Below are 14,377 nucleotides of genomic sequence, written 5' to 3'. Positions count from 1 at the left end.
CATACCCGATGTAGGAGCTGCCGAAGGCTGCGATCTTTTGATTTTGGCGATTTCAAAGCCACCGAAGATCAAGATCAAAAGATCGCAGGCTGCGCCAGCTCCTACGAAAGCCCGGTGGCTTTGAGGAGTTGTTTCAAGGCCGCTTTCTCGGCATCGGAGCCATTGGCGAGGATTGTCTTGAGTTGCTGCTCGATCTGTAGCAACGACGCCGGCACCTCCGGCAGATTCAAATGCTCCGGCAAAATCTCGTCGCCGGTGCTCACCAACAGCGCAAAGTGAATGACGTTCTCCAGCTCTCGGGTGTTGCCCGGCCAACTGTGTTGCTCCAGCAGATGCTGCGCGGCTTCACTGATCAGTGGCACCGGCAGGTCGAGGCGTTGGCTGTAGATGCCAAGGAAGTATTCGGCCAGCGACAAAATATCGCCCACCCGTTCACGCAAGGCCGGCAGCTCGAGCTGGCCTTCGCTGAGGTAGTGATAAAGCCGCTCATGGAATTTTCCGGCAGCCACCGCCTGGGCCAGATCGATGCTGGTGGCCGCCACCAGGCGCACGTCCACCGGGCTCGGCTGGTGCGCGCCGACGCGGATGACTTCGTGATTTTCCAGGGCCGCGAGCAACTTTATCTGGATCGGCAGCGGCAGGTCGCCTATCTCATCCAGATACAGGGTGCCGCCGTTGGCTGAACCGAACCACCCGGCGCGGCTGCTGGCCGAGCCGCTGTAACTGCCGGCGGCATAGCCGAACAATTCAGCGTCGGCATAAGTCGGGCTGATCGCCCCGCAATTGACGGACACGAACAACCCGCCACGATCACTGGCGCGATGGATGTGCCGTGCCAGCAGTTCTTTACCGCTGCCGGTCTCACCGCGAATCAACACCGGGATCGAACGTGGCGCCAGTTGTTCCAGCTCCTGGCGCAACTGCCGGGAACGAGGGTCGACGAACACTAGCGCCTTGGCGCGAATGCTCAGCGGGCTTTTTTCCGCGTCGGGAAAGGTCAGCAGCGGCTGACCGAAGGTTTCATGCAAGCTCATGGCAGACTCCCGCCCAAAACCGCCGGGAGACGGGGGGCGACTCTAAAAAAAATGAAAAGGTTCAGGCGCGGCGCAGGGCGTGCTGTTCCATGCGGTTTTGCAGGCGATAGAGATACGCAAAACCCTGTTCCCAGCGCCGGTGACCGGACTTCACGTTGATGTGCCCGGCCCCCGATAAAATCCCCGCCTCGGCGCCCCACTGGCGCGCCAGTTCAAGCGCACGGGGCGCGCTCACGGCGGCGTCGTTGTCAGAGCTGACGACCTGGCTCGGGAACGGCAGCAAATGGCTCGGGATCGGCGCAAAGTTGCGCAGGGCTGGCGCGCAGGCCGGGCGCTCGACGTCTGCCGGCGCGACCAGCAAGGCGCCGCGCACCTGACGCAAAAATTGCAGCGGCGCGGTGGCCGCCCAATGGGCTACGGTGATGCACCCCAGGCTATGGGCGATCAGGATCACAGGCGTGCTGTCGGCGGCAATCGCCTCGGCCAGCGCCGCGACCCAGTCTTCGCGACGAGGCGTGAGCCAATCGGCCTGCTCCACCCGCGCGCTGTTTGGCAGACTGTTCTGCCAGTGGGTTTGCCAATGATCTTCTGGCGATCCTTGCCAGCCCGGCACAATCAGGTAGCGAATTGATTCGTTGCGCATGGGGAGCTCTCCTGCTGCGTGTCTGTTCCTGATCGAGTATAGGGAGGAGAGTTATATTCGTTAAGGAATAAGAAGCTATTTATTAAGATCAATATAGAATATATGCAGATCACCTGTGGGAGCGAGCTGGCTCGTTCCCACAAGGGTTGGGTGTTTGCCCGGAATAAAAAAGGGGCCGCACCCTGCCAAGGAGACGGCCCCGGAAACTCAAAATCTGTAAGCGCTGATCAACAATCCTGAAGCCGATGATTGGCGAAATTGGTTATCCAATAAAGGAATATTTAATTACTTTAATAGGCCCAAATTGCATATACAAACATCCCTCAACAACTGCTGAACCATCGCTGCTTGCGTCACAACGTAGCGTCCCTTTGGGTCAAATTGATGACGAACGTTTTCGCCTTTGAGTTTCCGGGTGTATTGCTCAGACCTGAGCGGCATGCACCTGCCGGGGCTCTGTGGCTCCCTTGCGCACAAATCGGTTCGCCCGCGTAAACGTCCCGAAATCATTGAACCGCACCCCCATCTCGCGCATCACTTCATGCGCCACCGGAACGGTCATCTGACGGATGTAAAACGGCTCCTTCACCACAAAATGATGGATCCCGTGGCTGCTGCCGAAGTTGAAGCAGAACGCCTGCAACGGCCACAGCCACCAAGGGTTCAAGACTTGAGTCTGCTCAATCACATTCCCCGGCTCCACGTCACCGTAGTAGTGCATGTTCGAGCTGACAAAGTGCAGGCAGAACGTGCGCAACACGTTCGGGCCGATGATCACCACGACAGCGATGTCGATCACCTGCATCACCGCCAATGTCGTCGCCGACCAGTCGATGGGCGCCCCCGATAGATGCGCGATACCGTTGGCGGCGTGAAAACCGAGGAACACATACCACGCCCCCCAATGCACCAGCGCCAGCGGTGCGTAGACCTTCAGGGAGCGCTTGATGATGCTGAACTTGTGCGCCCAGGTCTTGGCCCGCAGCATGCGGATGAACGCCGACATCACGTTGTCTCCGACCATCAACAGCCGCGCAAAACCCCAAGGCTCACCGTTGGTGATCGCCCGCTCTTCCATGTCGGCTTCGGTGCCGGACACCTTGTGGTGGTTGAGGTGTAAATGGCGGCGGATCCAGGGATTGATGGTGCTCGGCCGCGCCAGCCACACCAGGCCCATCATCAGGTTATGCGGCACCCGCTGTTTGCGAAAATACATGCTGTGGATCAGGTCATGCTCAAGTTCATGGGTTAACGAGGCGAAGAACGCGTTGAGCAACAGGCATGCCCACCAGGCCATGTAGCCGTTGATGTAGAGCACTGCAGAACCGATCATCCCGGCCAGGGCGAAAGCCAGAATACTTGCGCCCAAGGCGTCCTGATGGTTGAGAACCGGGTAGCGCCCGCGCAACTCGACGCCTTTGGCCAATACCACCTGGCGAATATGCGCTGATCGTTGTGCTGCATTCAGTCGCTGGGGACTTGCAGAAGTACCGTCCATGCTTCCATCCTCTGGTTATTGATGTTCGCATCCTGCCCTGTGATGCTTCATACAGCGGTAGCCGTGAACGCCAACCTGTTGACCGGACGCGCCAATCGACATGACTGAACCGACCTCCCTCGCCAGCTGGACCCGCGCCCTGCGCAAGCAGCTCGATGCGCTGGGCCTCGACAGCACCGCCCTGTGCCGACAGGCAGGGCTCGACCCGCAGTTGATGGACGACCCGAACGCCCGTTACCCGTTGTCCGGCACCACACGCCTGTGGGAAATCGCGGTGCAGGTCAGTGGCGACCCGGCGATTGGCTTGCGGGTGTCGCGTTTTGTCAGTCCGACCACGTTTCATGCGCTCGGGTATGCGTTGGTGGCCAGCGGCAGCCTGCGGGAAGTGTTCGAGCGCATCGTGCGTTATCACCACGTGGTCAGCGATGCGCTGGACCTGGAACTGACCCGCGCCGAGGATCGCTACCGCTTCCGCCTGAAAATCCCCCAGGGCAACCCCGCGCCCGCCTTCGAAGCCATCGACGCCTTCACGGCGATTTACGTGCGCACCTGCCGCAATCGCCTGGGCCGTGACTACGCGCCGCTGGCGGTGTACCTGCGCCGTCCGGAACCGACCGACCCGCACCAATGGCACAAAGTGTTCCGCTCACCGGTGTATTTCGCCGCCGAGGAAGACCGACTGGAATTCGCCCTGGTGGATTTCGACAGCCACCTGGACGACGCCAACCCGGAACTGGCCGAACACAACGAAACCGTGCTCAAACGCACCCTGGCGCAACTCAAGCCCCTGACCTGGGAGCGCAAGGTTCGCGACGCCATTGAAGAGCAACTACCCGAAGGCGAACCGTCGGCCGATCGCATCGCCGAGGCACTGCACTTGAGCTTGCGCAGCCTGCAACGGCACCTGGCGGACGAAGGTTGTCGGTTCGATACGCTGCTCAACGAAAGTCGGGAAAACCTCGCGCTACTGCACCTGCGCGACCCGCAATGCTCATTGAGCGAGGTCAGTTATCTATTGGGATTCGCTGACACCAGCAGCTTCAGCCGGGCGTTCAAGCGCTGGACCGGGATGACCCCGGGGCAGTTTCGGGATGGGTTGCGGTGACAGATCCGGAAGGTGTCGCCAACGCCCGCAACCGCTCGGCATCCAGAATCTCGATCTCGCCATACTTGAGGTTCAGAACCCCTTGCCCCTGCAACTCCTTGAGGATCTGGTTGGTGGTCTGGCGCGACAGCGACAGCATCGACGCCAGTTGCTCCTGGGGCAGTTGCAGCACACGACGCGGCGGGGCGATTTCGCCATAGCCCTCGGCAATCATCAACAAGCGATGAGCCAGGCGTGCCGGAGCCGGCAACAGGCTCAACTGCTCGAGGTTGATGAAGGTCAGGCGCAGTTTGTGGCTCATCAACAATGCCAGTTGCCGCCAGTACACCGGGTGTTCGTCGAGTAACGCCAGCAGCGTCGTTTGCGGGATGTGCAACAGGATGCAATGGCCTGTGCCGAACGCGTCGTGGGTTCGCGGCTGGCCATCGAACAGGCAGATCTCGCCGAACCAATGCGGCGGTTCCACCAGGCTCAGCAGTGCTTCCTTGCCCTGCTCGTTCACCGCGCCAATGCGCACCGAACCTTCAAGCACCGCATACAACCCGCACGGGGGATCGCCGCGTTTGAACAGCCGCTGCCCCGGCGACAACCGCCGAACCCGGGCGATTTTCAGCAGACTATCCTGTAAGGAAACAGGTAAATGACTGAACCATTGCCCCGTATCCAGGCGCGAACGCCAAACCTGCATGTCCATGAAAACTCCTGGAGATTGTCGCCTGGCTGACAGAGCGAGAGATGAACCCGGGGCATCATCAATCACCCTACAGGAGGAATAACAATGAAAAGCCTCGTTGACCATCTCAGTCAATACGCCGCCTACCACCGCGATCCGCGCAATATCGCCAGCCACTTCGTGGGTATTCCACTGATCGTGGTGGCGGTGGCCGTGCTGCTGTCGCGTCCGCAATGGGCCGGGGGCGGGCTGTCACCGGCAGTGCTGGTGTCACTGGCGTCGGCGTGGTTTTACCTGCGGCTGGAACTGCGCCTCGGCGTACTGATGACGGTGCTGTTGGGGCTGTGCGTGTGGGCGGGGCATGTGCTGGCTCAGCAAAGCACTCTGGTGTGGCTTGCCAGCGGTATCGGAATGTTTGTGGTGGGATGGGCGATTCAGTTTGTCGGTCATCATTACGAGGGGCGCAAACCGGCGTTCGTCGATGATGTGACGGGGTTGATTGTCGGGCCGTTGTTTGTGGTGGTTGAGTTGGCGTTTTTGCTCGGGATGCGGCATGAGCTCAAAGAGCAGATCGAGGCGCGAGTGGGTGGCGTGCGAATCAATCCGAAGAATGCAGCGGCTTAGGCCGCTTTAAAAGATCGCAGGCTGCGCCAGCTATCTACGGGGTTTTGGGTTGGCCACAGATATGTGTTCAACCCAAAACCCCGTAGGAGCTGGCGCAGCCTGCGATCTTTTGATCTTAAATGTTGGCGACTTTCTGCCAGACCTTGGGCTTGAAGAACAACGTCTCACCCTTCGCCAATCCAACCAGGCTGTCGTGGTCCTTCACCACTTCGGCTTCGATCAGTTCGCTCTGGCCTTCGACCTTCAGCGTCACCCGCGTGGTGGCGCCCAGAGGGCGAATATCGCGCACTTCAGCGGCGTGGTGGTCTTCCAGTTCATGCCGCGACAGCGACACTTCGTGTGGACGGAACAGCACGTGTCGGTCTTCGCCCAAATGCAGACGGTTCGAATCGCCGAGGAAGTGATAGACAAAATCGCTGGCCGGATTTTCGTAGACGTCGCCCGGCGAGCCGATCTGCTCGATCACGCCTTTATTCATCACCACGATACGGTCAGCGACTTCCATCGCCTCTTCCTGGTCGTGGGTCACGAATACCGAGGTCAGGTTGATATCTTCGTGCAGCCGTGCGAGCCACCGACGCAGTTCTTTACGGACCTTGGCGTCGAGCGCGCCAAAAGGCTCGTCGAGCAACAGCACTTTCGGCTCCACCGCCAAGGCGCGGGCCAACGCAATGCGCTGGCGCTGGCCGCCGGAGAGTTGTTCCGGGTAGCGATCGGCCAACCAATCCAGTTGCACCATGTTCAGCAGTTCGTGGACTTTCACCGCGATCTGGCTTTCGTTCGGGCGCTGGTTTTTCGGCTTCATGCGCAGACCGAACGCGACGTTGTCGAACACCGTCATGTGGCGGAACAGGGCGTAGTGCTGGAACACGAAACCGACGTTGCGATCTCGCACGTCGTGGCCGGAAACGTCTTCGCCGTGGAACACGATGTTGCCCTGATCCGGGGTTTCCAGGCCGGCGATGATCCTCAGCAGCGTGGTTTTACCGCAACCCGATGGACCGAGCAGCGCCACCAGCTCGCCGCTTTGAATGTCCAGGCTGATGTTGTCCAGCGCCTTGAACGCGTGGAAGTTCTTGCTGACGTTACGCACTTCGATCGACATGACTTATTCCTCCGCGGCGCTGGCGCGCAGGCGGTTAATACGGTTTTCGCTCCACTGCTTGAGCAGCAGGATGAAGAGCGCCAGGATCAGCAACAGGCTCGCCACAGCGAACGCGGCCACGTGGTTGTATTCGTTGTAGAGGATCTCTACGTGCAGCGGCAAGGTGTTGGTCACCCCGCGAATGTGCCCGGAAACCACCGACACCGCGCCGAACTCCCCCATTGCCCGGGCCGTGCAGAGCACCACGCCGTAGATCAGGCCCCATTTGATATTGGGCACGGTGACGTGCCAGAACATCTGCCAGCCATTGGCGCCGAGCAGGCGCGCGGCCTCTTCCTCCTGGGTGCCTTGTTCCTGCATCAGCGGGATCAGCTCACGGGCCACGAACGGCACGGTGACGAAAATCGTCGCCAGCACAATGCCCGGCAAGGCGAACACGATCTGGATGTCGTGATCCTGCAACCACGGGCCGAACAAGCCCTGGGCGCCGAACATCAATACGTAGACCAGACCTGCGATCACCGGCGACACCGAGAACGGCAGGTCGATCAGGGTCACCAGCATGCTCTTGCCACGGAATGAGTATTTGCTCACGCACCACGCTGCGCTGACACCGAACACCAGGTTAAGCGGCACCGAAATCAACACCGCAATCACGGTGAGTTTTAACGCCGACAAGGCATCCGGTTCGAAGATCGCGGTGAAGAACGCCCCCAGGCCCAGCTTCAGGCCCTGGGACACCACGATGAACAGCGGCAGCAACAGAAACAGCGCAAAAATCAGCCAGCCGAGGCCGATCAGGATTCGCCGCGAAGCGGCACTGCCACGGCGGGCGGCGTTCGAGGAGGCCGCTGCAATAGACGATTGGGACATTTTTCGCGCCTCCTTATGGGGTTTCGATGCGCCGCTGCAACAAGTTGATCAGCAGCAACAGGACAAAGGAAACCACCAGCATCAGTACACCAATGGAGGTGGCGCCGGTGTAATCGTACTGGTCGAGTTTGACCATGATCAGCAGCGGCAGAATTTCGGTTTTCATCGGCATGTTGCCGGCGATGAAAATCACCGAACCGTACTCGCCGACCCCACGGGCAAAGGCCAAAGCGAAACCGGTCAACCAGGCCGGGAGCAGCGCCGGCACCAGAATATGGCGGAAAACCTGCAGCGGTTTTGCCCCCAGGCACGCCGCCGCCTCCTCAACTTCACGCGGGATATCGGCCAGTACAGGCTGTACCGTACGTACTACGAATGGAAGCGTTACAAAAGTCAGCGCCAGGGTGATGCCGAGGGGGGTATACGCGATCTTGAAACCCAGGTCCGCCGCGAACTGACCCACCAGGCCGGTAGGGGTGTACAGCGCGGTCAGCGCGATACCGGCCACGGCAGTGGGCAATGCGAAGGGCAGATCGATCATCGCATCGATGACTTTGCGCCCCGGGAAGGTGTAGCGCACCAGCACCCAGGCCAGCAGCGTGCCGATCACGCCGTTGATGACCGCGGCGTACAACGCAGTGCCGAAGCTCAGCTTCAACGCGGCCAGCACCCGAGGTGCCGAGATGATTGCCCAGAACTGGTCCCAGGTCAGTTGAGCGGCATGCACGAACATCGCCGCCAGTGGAATGAGCACAATCAGGCTGAGGTACACCAAGGTGTAGCCCAGCGTCAGCCCGAAGCCGGGTATGACGGGGGAGATACGACGCGACATAAAAGTCCTTGGTTGAGAACGCGCTAAGCCCCGACGGTGAAATCGGGGCCCGTTGGCTAATCTATTTCAGGTTACTGCGCCTGGTAGATCTGGTCGAACACGCCACCGTCGTTGAAGAATTTCGGTTGTGCGGTTTTCCAGCCGCCGAAGTCCTTGTCGATGGAAACCAGCTCCAGGGTCGGGAACTGTTTGGCGTACTTGGCAGCTACGTCCTTGTCACGTGGACGATAGAAGTTTTTCGCTGCGATTTCCTGGCCGGCCGGGCTGTACAGGTGCTTGAGGTACGCCTCGGCGATCTCGGTGTTGCCCTTTTTCTCGGCGTTTTTGTCGACCACGGCCACCGGTGGTTCGGCAAGGATCGACAGCGAAGGCACAACGATGTCGAACTTGTCGGCGCCGCCGTCTTCTTTCAAGGCCAGGAAGGCTTCGTTTTCCCAGGCCAGCAACACGTCGCCCTGACCGTTGTTGACGAAAGTGATGGTCGAGCCGCGAGCACCGGTATCCAGCACAGGCACATGTTTGAACAGGGTCTGCACATACTCTTTGGCCTTGGCTTCGTTACCGCCATTGGCTTTCAGGCCATAGGCCCAGGCCGCGAGGAAGTTCCAGCGTGCACCGCCGGAGGTTTTCGGGTTCGGGGTGATGACTTCCACGCCGTTTTTGGTCAGGTCGCCCCAGTCCTTGATGCCTTTCGGGTTGCCCTTGCGCACCAGGAACACGATGGTCGAGGTGTAAGGCGTGCTCGCTTGCGGCAGACGCTTTTGCCAGTCAGCCGGCAGGCTCTTGCCGAGCTTGGCGATTTCGTCGATGTCACCGGCCAGGGCCAGGGTCACCACGTCGGCCCGCAGACCGTCGATCACCGCCCGGCCCTGCTTGCCTGAGCCACCGTGGGACTGCTGGATCTTCACATTGTCGCCAGCGTGATCCTTTTTCCAGAAGTTGATGAACTCGGCGTTGTAGTCCTGATACAGCTCACGGGTCGGGTCATACGACACGTTGAGCAATTCGTAATCCTTGGCAACCGCGGAACCAGCAAAAAGGGCACTGGCCAGGGCGGCCAAAGCAAAATGGCGAATCGACGACATGGTGAAAGCTCCTGGAATTCTTGGTGTGGTGGCTTTTTCTTATGGTCTGGAACGGGTTGCCTGGCTGCGATCTTTTAGCTCGGTTTGTTACCCGGGTTCTGCAAACGGAATTTCTCTTTACGTTCGATCTGTACCACCTGGGCGTTGTGCACGGTGATCTCCACCGCGCCAAAGCGCAGATCGCGCAATGCGCTCTGGATTTCACGCAAAATGGTGGCTTCGTCCTGCCCGTCAACACTACGTAGGGATGCGCTCATGGTGCTGCTCCTTTAATGAGATATGCCTGGCAGTGGCGGGCACTGCGTACGGCGTGAGAGCAATAGTAGATAGGCGCAGATATTCTTAAAAATACTATTTAAGAATGTTTATATAACCAGAAGAATGATCGTTCCCACGCTCCGCGTGGGAATGCATCCAGTGACGCTCTGCGTCACCCCGCGATCAGGGACGCAGAGCGTCCCGGGCGGAGCATGGGAACGATCAGCGCGGGAAAATCACCGGCGCCCGAGCCCAATCCAATGAAGCCGCCGGCATCGGCCGCCCAAACCAGTACCCCTGCCCCAGATCGCAACCGTGCTCGAGCAGGAAAGCCGCCTGCTCGACTTGCTCGATCCCCTCGGCATGCACCTGCATTCCCATGCTTTGCGCCAGCGCAATGATCACCCGCGCGATCGCCGCGTCATCCTCATCACCCGGCAATCCTGCGACGAATCCCTGATCGATCTTGAGCTTTTGTACCGGCAAACGCTTGAGCCGCAGCAATGACGAATAGCCCGTGCCGAAGTCATCGATGGCCAGCCGCACACCCAACTCACGCAAGCGGTGCATCTGCTCCAGCGCCACTTCCGGGTCCTCCATTACCGCGCTTTCGGTGACTTCCAGCTCCAGATACGCCGGGTCCAGTCCGGTGTCGTGCAGCACCTGAGCCACCTGCTGGTACAACTCACGGCGAGCGAACAGGCGCGAAGAAACGTTCACCGCGACAAACGACAACACCATGCCCGCGGCTTGCCACTGGCACATTTGCTCACAGGCCTGGCGCATGACCCAGGCATCGATCTCGGCAATCAGCCCGGTGCGTTCGGCAATGGGGATGAATTCAGCCGGCGACACCAGCCCACGTTGCGGATGCTCCCAGCGCACCAAGGCCTCGACACCGATCAGGCGACTGGTTTTGAGGTCGTGCACGGGCTGGTAATAAACCCGCAATTCTTGCTGCTCCAGTGCTCGGCGCAATTCGAACGCAATCTCGACGCGTTGCTGGGCATGTGCGGTCAGCTCTTCGGTGTAGAGGGCATAGCCGTCGCGACCGGCGCTCTTGGCCTTGAACAGTGCCGAGTCGGCATTGCGCAACAGTTGCTCGGCGCTCAACGCATCGCTGGGGAACAGGCTGATGCCGACACTGGCGTTGATAAACAATGAATGCCCGTCGACCTGAAACGGCTCCTTGAGGCCATCGATGACCCGCTGAGCCAGCGCCGCGGCGTGCCCCGGTTGCGGGCAATTTTCAGCCAGTACCGCAAATTCGTCGCCACTGAACCGTGCCAGGGTGATACCCGGGCCGAACAAGGCCTTCAAGCGCTCAGCCACGGCCTTGAGCAGTTGATCGCCGACACTGTGGCCGAGGCTGTCATTGATCAATTTGAAATGATCGAGGTCGATCATCAGCAACGCACACCCGCGCTTATGGACCTGCGCCGAAGCCACGGCCTGCCCGGCCCGGTCGGAAAAAAGCAGCCTATTAGGCAGATCGGTCAGAGGATCGTGGTGGGCCAGGTGCGTCAGTTCATCCTCGGAGTTCTTGATCGCACTGATGTCAGAAAACACTGCCACGTACTGGCTGAGCCGCCCCTGCTCGTCGTGAATGAGGCGGATCGTCTGCCATTGCGGGTAAATCTCGCCGCTTTTGCGACGGTTCCAGATTTCCCCGCTCCACTCGCCGAGGCTGTCGAGTGTCGCGAACATCGCCTGGTAGAAACCCGGCGGGTGATGGCCCGACTTGAACATGCTCGGTCGCTGACCCAGCACTTCCTCACACTGGTAGCCGGTGATTTCCATGAACGCCCGGTTCACATGGACGATCAGCCCTTTGCTATTGGTGACCAGCACCCCTTCGCGAGTGCAATCGAACACCGCGGCCGCTTGTCGCAAACGCTCCCGGTCGGCAGTGCGCTCACGCAATTTGGCGCCGACGCCCAGGCAGCGAAACAAACGTGCCCGAGCGATGAAAATCAGCCCGGCACTGAAGGCCACCCAGGCATAACCGTTGATCAGTTGCCAGCGCAGCAGGTCGGTGGAGTTATCGAAGAAACTGTTCAATAAATAACCACTGAACTGCAACCAGACTACGGAAAGCACCAAGTAAAGCAGCGCTGCACGCAAGGCATCGCGATATGTGGCTGACATTCGAGCGTCCATGTCCCTACAAAATAGGGCGGAATTATAGATTAAAGAAACATCCGGCCACTCTTATCTGAAAGGGCGACTGGTTTTATCTGTGGGCTAAGTGATAATGCGACGGCTGTTTTTTTCTTTATCGAGGGTCCTATAGGCTATGTGGTACGAAGGTTTTCTTGGCTTATCGCCCTGGTCACTGGTGGCAGTCACCCTGCTGATGACCCACGTCACGATCGTCGGCGTCACGGTCTATCTGCATCGCTATTCAGCCCATCGCTCGCTTGAGCTCAATGCCGGCCTGAAACATTTCTTCCGCTTCTGGCTGTGGTTGACCACGGCGCAGAACACCCGCGAGTGGACCGCTATCCACCGCAAGCATCACGCCAAATGCGAAACCGTCGATGACCCGCACAGCCCGGTCATCAAAGGGTTGTCCACCGTTCTGCGCAAAGGCGCCGAGCTGTACCGCGCCGAAGCGGAAAACCCCGAGACCCTGCGCATCTACGGCAAGAACTGCCCCGAAGACTGGATCGAACGCAACCTCTACAGCCGCTTCCCGCTGCTGGGCGTGGCGATCATGGGTGTCATCGACCTGCTGCTGTTCGGCACCATCGGCATCACCATCTGGGCCATCCAGATGATGTGGATCCCGGTCTGGGCCGCCGGCGTGGTCAATGGCCTGGGCCATGCCATCGGCTACCGCAACTTCGAATGCCGCGATGCGGCGACCAATCTGGTGCCCTGGGGCATCCTGATCGGCGGCGAAGAACTGCATAACAACCATCACACCTACCCTAACTCGGCCAAACTGTCGGTGAAGAAGTGGGAATTCGACCTCGGCTGGGCCTGGATCCAGGTCTTCAGCTTCCTGCGCCTGGCCAAAGTCCAGCGTGTTGCGCCGATCGCCCACCGTGTCGAAGGCAAAGGCAGCCTGGACATGGACACCGCCATGGCGATCCTCAACAACCGCTTCCAGATCATGGCCCAGTACCGCAAGCTGGTAATCGCGCCGCTGGTCAAGCAAGAGCTGGAAAAGGTCGATCACTCGGTCCGCCATCAGTTCCACCGGGCCAAACGCCTGCTCTCGCGGGAAACCAGCCTGCTGGACGACAAACACCACATGCGCATCCAGACCATGCTCGAGCACAGCCAGGCGCTGAAGGTAATTTACGAGAAACGCCTGGCCCTGCAGCAGATCTGGGTCAAGACCAGCTCAAATGGTCACGACATGCTGGCTGCCATCAAGGATTGGGTACACGAGGCCGAAGCCAGCGGGATTCAATCCCTGCGTGATTTCGCCGACCAGTTGAAAACCTACTCCCTGCGCCCTGCCGCTGCCTGACGCCGTTGATCGGTGCGCCCCGTTCGCGGGCGCACCCTTCGGAACTTCGCTCCAAATCCCCTATCTCAAAGACACTTCGCCATTCAGGCGGGCTTTGTGTTGGCCGCTGTCGAAATAGCGGCACGCCCTTTGAGACTTGTGCCGATGGTCAATAAAAACCTACAAGACACATCCCTTCCACAGTGGCCCGAGGCCGCGCAAACGCTGATGGCGCTGATGCATGCGCAAGGCGAAGTGGCGCGCCTGAGCGAACGCGAACAGCTGTTCAGCTCGCTGCTGGTCAGCGTCAACGCCGTGCTTTGGGCATTCAATTGGGAAACCCGTCAGGTGCTCTACGTCAGCCCGGCCTATGACCGGATCTTCGGCCGCCCCGCCGGCCTGTTGCTGTCCGACTACAACCATTGGCGCGACAGTGTTTACCCCGACGATCTGGACTACGCCGAGCGCAGTCTGGCGCAAGTGCTGGTCAACGGCGCCATTGAAGACCGCGAATACCGCATCATTACCGCCGACGGCCAGGTGCGCTGGCTCAGCGACAAGTGCTTCATCAACCGTCAGGCCGAGCCGGGCCAACCGGTGATCATCGTCGGCATTGCCGAAGACATCACCGAAAAGAAGCAGATGGAAACCGAGCTCCACCGCTTGGCCACCACCGACGTGCTGACCCAGAGCAGCAACCGTCGACACTTCTTCGAATGTGCCAATCGCGAATTCGAGCAGGCGCGCTCGCAAGGCAAGCCGCTGGCCTTCCTGCTACTGGACATCGATGACTTCAAAGTGATCAACGACACCTACGGCCATCCGGAAGGCGATAAGGTGCTGCAACGCATCGCCGAGAGCGGTCGCGCGGCCCTGCGGCGCGGTGATCTGTTCGGGCGGATCGGCGGTGAGGAATTCGCCGCAGTGTTCCCCGGTTGCGCACCGGACATGGCCATGCAAGTGGCCGAGCGCCTGCAACGGGAGATTCAGCGGTTGAATTTCAGCCATGGCGACCAGACGTTCGGCATCACCGTCAGCCAGGGCCTGAGCAGCCTTACGCCCGAGGATGAAAACCTCGACAGCCTGTTCGCCCGCGCCGATGCGGCGATGTACCAGGCCAAGCGCCAGGGCAAGAACCGGATAATCTCCGGCTGATGATCGTTCCCACGCTCTGCGTGGGAACGAGC

At 59.8% G+C, this 14,377-nt stretch carries 14 protein-coding genes; 4 read left to right on the top strand and 10 right to left on the bottom strand.

The window, feature by feature from the left end; translation table 11 throughout:
• Positions 1 to 101 precede the first annotated feature (101 nt).
• The 3 genes from PMI21_RS04530 to PMI21_RS04540 all read right to left on the bottom strand — a co-directional run bounded on the left by PMI21_RS04530 (position 102) and on the right by PMI21_RS04540 (position 3,175).
• Positions 102 to 1,034 (bottom strand): sigma 54-interacting transcriptional regulator, encoded by a 933-nt coding sequence (locus tag PMI21_RS04530; RefSeq protein ID WP_007941044.1) that lies wholly within the window; start codon positions 1,032 to 1,034, stop codon positions 102 to 104.
• A gap of 61 nt (positions 1,035 to 1,095) precedes the next feature.
• Positions 1,096 to 1,677, bottom strand: coding sequence for an alpha/beta hydrolase (locus PMI21_RS04535; protein WP_007941042.1), 582 nt, complete (start codon positions 1,675 to 1,677; stop codon positions 1,096 to 1,098).
• Between the two features lie 424 nt (positions 1,678 to 2,101).
• Positions 2,102 to 3,175 carry a fatty acid desaturase gene (locus tag PMI21_RS04540; protein ID WP_007941041.1) on the bottom strand — a complete coding sequence of 358 codons (1,074 nt, stop codon included), beginning with the start codon at positions 3,173 to 3,175 and terminating at the stop codon, positions 2,102 to 2,104.
• Between the two features lie 100 nt (positions 3,176 to 3,275).
• Between PMI21_RS04540 and PMI21_RS04545 the strand changes: the two genes are divergently transcribed.
• Positions 3,276 to 4,280 (top strand): AraC family transcriptional regulator, encoded by a 1,005-nt coding sequence (locus PMI21_RS04545; RefSeq protein ID WP_007941040.1) that lies wholly within the window; start codon positions 3,276 to 3,278, stop codon positions 4,278 to 4,280.
• Here PMI21_RS04545 and PMI21_RS04550 read toward each other — a convergent pair.
• Positions 4,228 to 4,974 carry a Crp/Fnr family transcriptional regulator gene (locus tag PMI21_RS04550; RefSeq protein ID WP_007941039.1) on the bottom strand — a complete coding sequence of 249 codons (747 nt, stop codon included), beginning with the start codon at positions 4,972 to 4,974 and terminating at the stop codon, positions 4,228 to 4,230. The genes PMI21_RS04545 and PMI21_RS04550 overlap by 53 nt on opposite strands.
• Positions 4,975 to 5,058: 84 nt before the next feature.
• On the opposite strand from PMI21_RS04550, the gene PMI21_RS04555 reads away from it, so the two are divergent.
• Positions 5,059 to 5,577 carry an Mpo1 family 2-hydroxy fatty acid dioxygenase gene (locus PMI21_RS04555; protein WP_007941038.1) on the top strand — a complete coding sequence of 173 codons (519 nt, stop codon included), beginning with the start codon at positions 5,059 to 5,061 and terminating at the stop codon, positions 5,575 to 5,577.
• Positions 5,578 to 5,692: 115 nt separating this feature from the next.
• On the opposite strand, the gene PMI21_RS04560 is transcribed toward PMI21_RS04555, so the two are convergent.
• The 6 genes from PMI21_RS04560 to dibA form a co-directional block, all read right to left on the bottom strand.
• Positions 5,693 to 6,682, bottom strand: a complete 990-nt coding sequence (locus PMI21_RS04560) for a sulfate/molybdate ABC transporter ATP-binding protein (protein WP_007899637.1) — start codon at positions 6,680 to 6,682, stop codon at positions 5,693 to 5,695.
• Positions 6,683 to 6,685: 3 nt separating this feature from the next.
• Entirely contained in the window at positions 6,686 to 7,555 is an 870-nt protein-coding gene (gene cysW / locus PMI21_RS04565; protein WP_007941037.1) for a sulfate ABC transporter permease subunit CysW, read from the bottom strand.
• Positions 7,556 to 7,568: 13 nt separating this feature from the next.
• Positions 7,569 to 8,387, bottom strand: a complete 819-nt coding sequence (cysT, locus tag PMI21_RS04570) for a sulfate ABC transporter permease subunit CysT (protein ID WP_007941036.1) — start codon at positions 8,385 to 8,387, stop codon at positions 7,569 to 7,571.
• Positions 8,388 to 8,458: 71 nt separating this feature from the next.
• Positions 8,459 to 9,472, bottom strand: coding sequence for a sulfate ABC transporter substrate-binding protein (locus PMI21_RS04575; RefSeq protein ID WP_007941034.1), 1,014 nt, complete (start codon positions 9,470 to 9,472; stop codon positions 8,459 to 8,461).
• A 74-nt stretch (positions 9,473 to 9,546) separates the two neighbouring features.
• Positions 9,547 to 9,729 carry a sulfur starvation response protein OscA gene (oscA, locus tag PMI21_RS04580; RefSeq protein WP_007941032.1) on the bottom strand — a complete coding sequence of 61 codons (183 nt, stop codon included), beginning with the start codon at positions 9,727 to 9,729 and terminating at the stop codon, positions 9,547 to 9,549.
• Between the two features lie 223 nt (positions 9,730 to 9,952).
• Complete coding sequence (dibA, locus tag PMI21_RS04585) at positions 9,953 to 11,878, bottom strand: phosphodiesterase DibA (protein ID WP_007941031.1); 1,926 nt, start codon at positions 11,876 to 11,878, stop codon at positions 9,953 to 9,955.
• Positions 11,879 to 12,026: 148 nt separating this feature from the next.
• Here dibA and desA point away from each other — a divergent pair, with 148 nt between their 5' ends.
• Together desA and PMI21_RS04595 are read left to right on the top strand one after the other, a co-directional pair.
• Positions 12,027 to 13,211 carry a delta-9 fatty acid desaturase DesA gene (gene desA, locus PMI21_RS04590; RefSeq protein WP_007941030.1) on the top strand — a complete coding sequence of 395 codons (1,185 nt, stop codon included), beginning with the start codon at positions 12,027 to 12,029 and terminating at the stop codon, positions 13,209 to 13,211.
• A 144-nt stretch (positions 13,212 to 13,355) separates the two neighbouring features.
• The gene (locus PMI21_RS04595) at positions 13,356 to 14,345 is read left to right on the top strand and encodes a GGDEF domain-containing protein (protein WP_007941029.1); all 990 of its coding nucleotides are present in this window, start codon (positions 13,356 to 13,358) and stop codon (positions 14,343 to 14,345) included.
• Positions 14,346 to 14,377 lie beyond the last annotated feature (32 nt).

The organism is Pseudomonas sp. GM18 (assembly GCF_000282195.1).
In the GTDB taxonomy this organism is placed as follows: Bacteria; Pseudomonadota; Gammaproteobacteria; order Pseudomonadales; family Pseudomonadaceae; genus Aquipseudomonas.
Note: the sequence above shows the minus strand (reverse complement) of the source record. Positions and strands in the feature narration are given on the sequence as shown.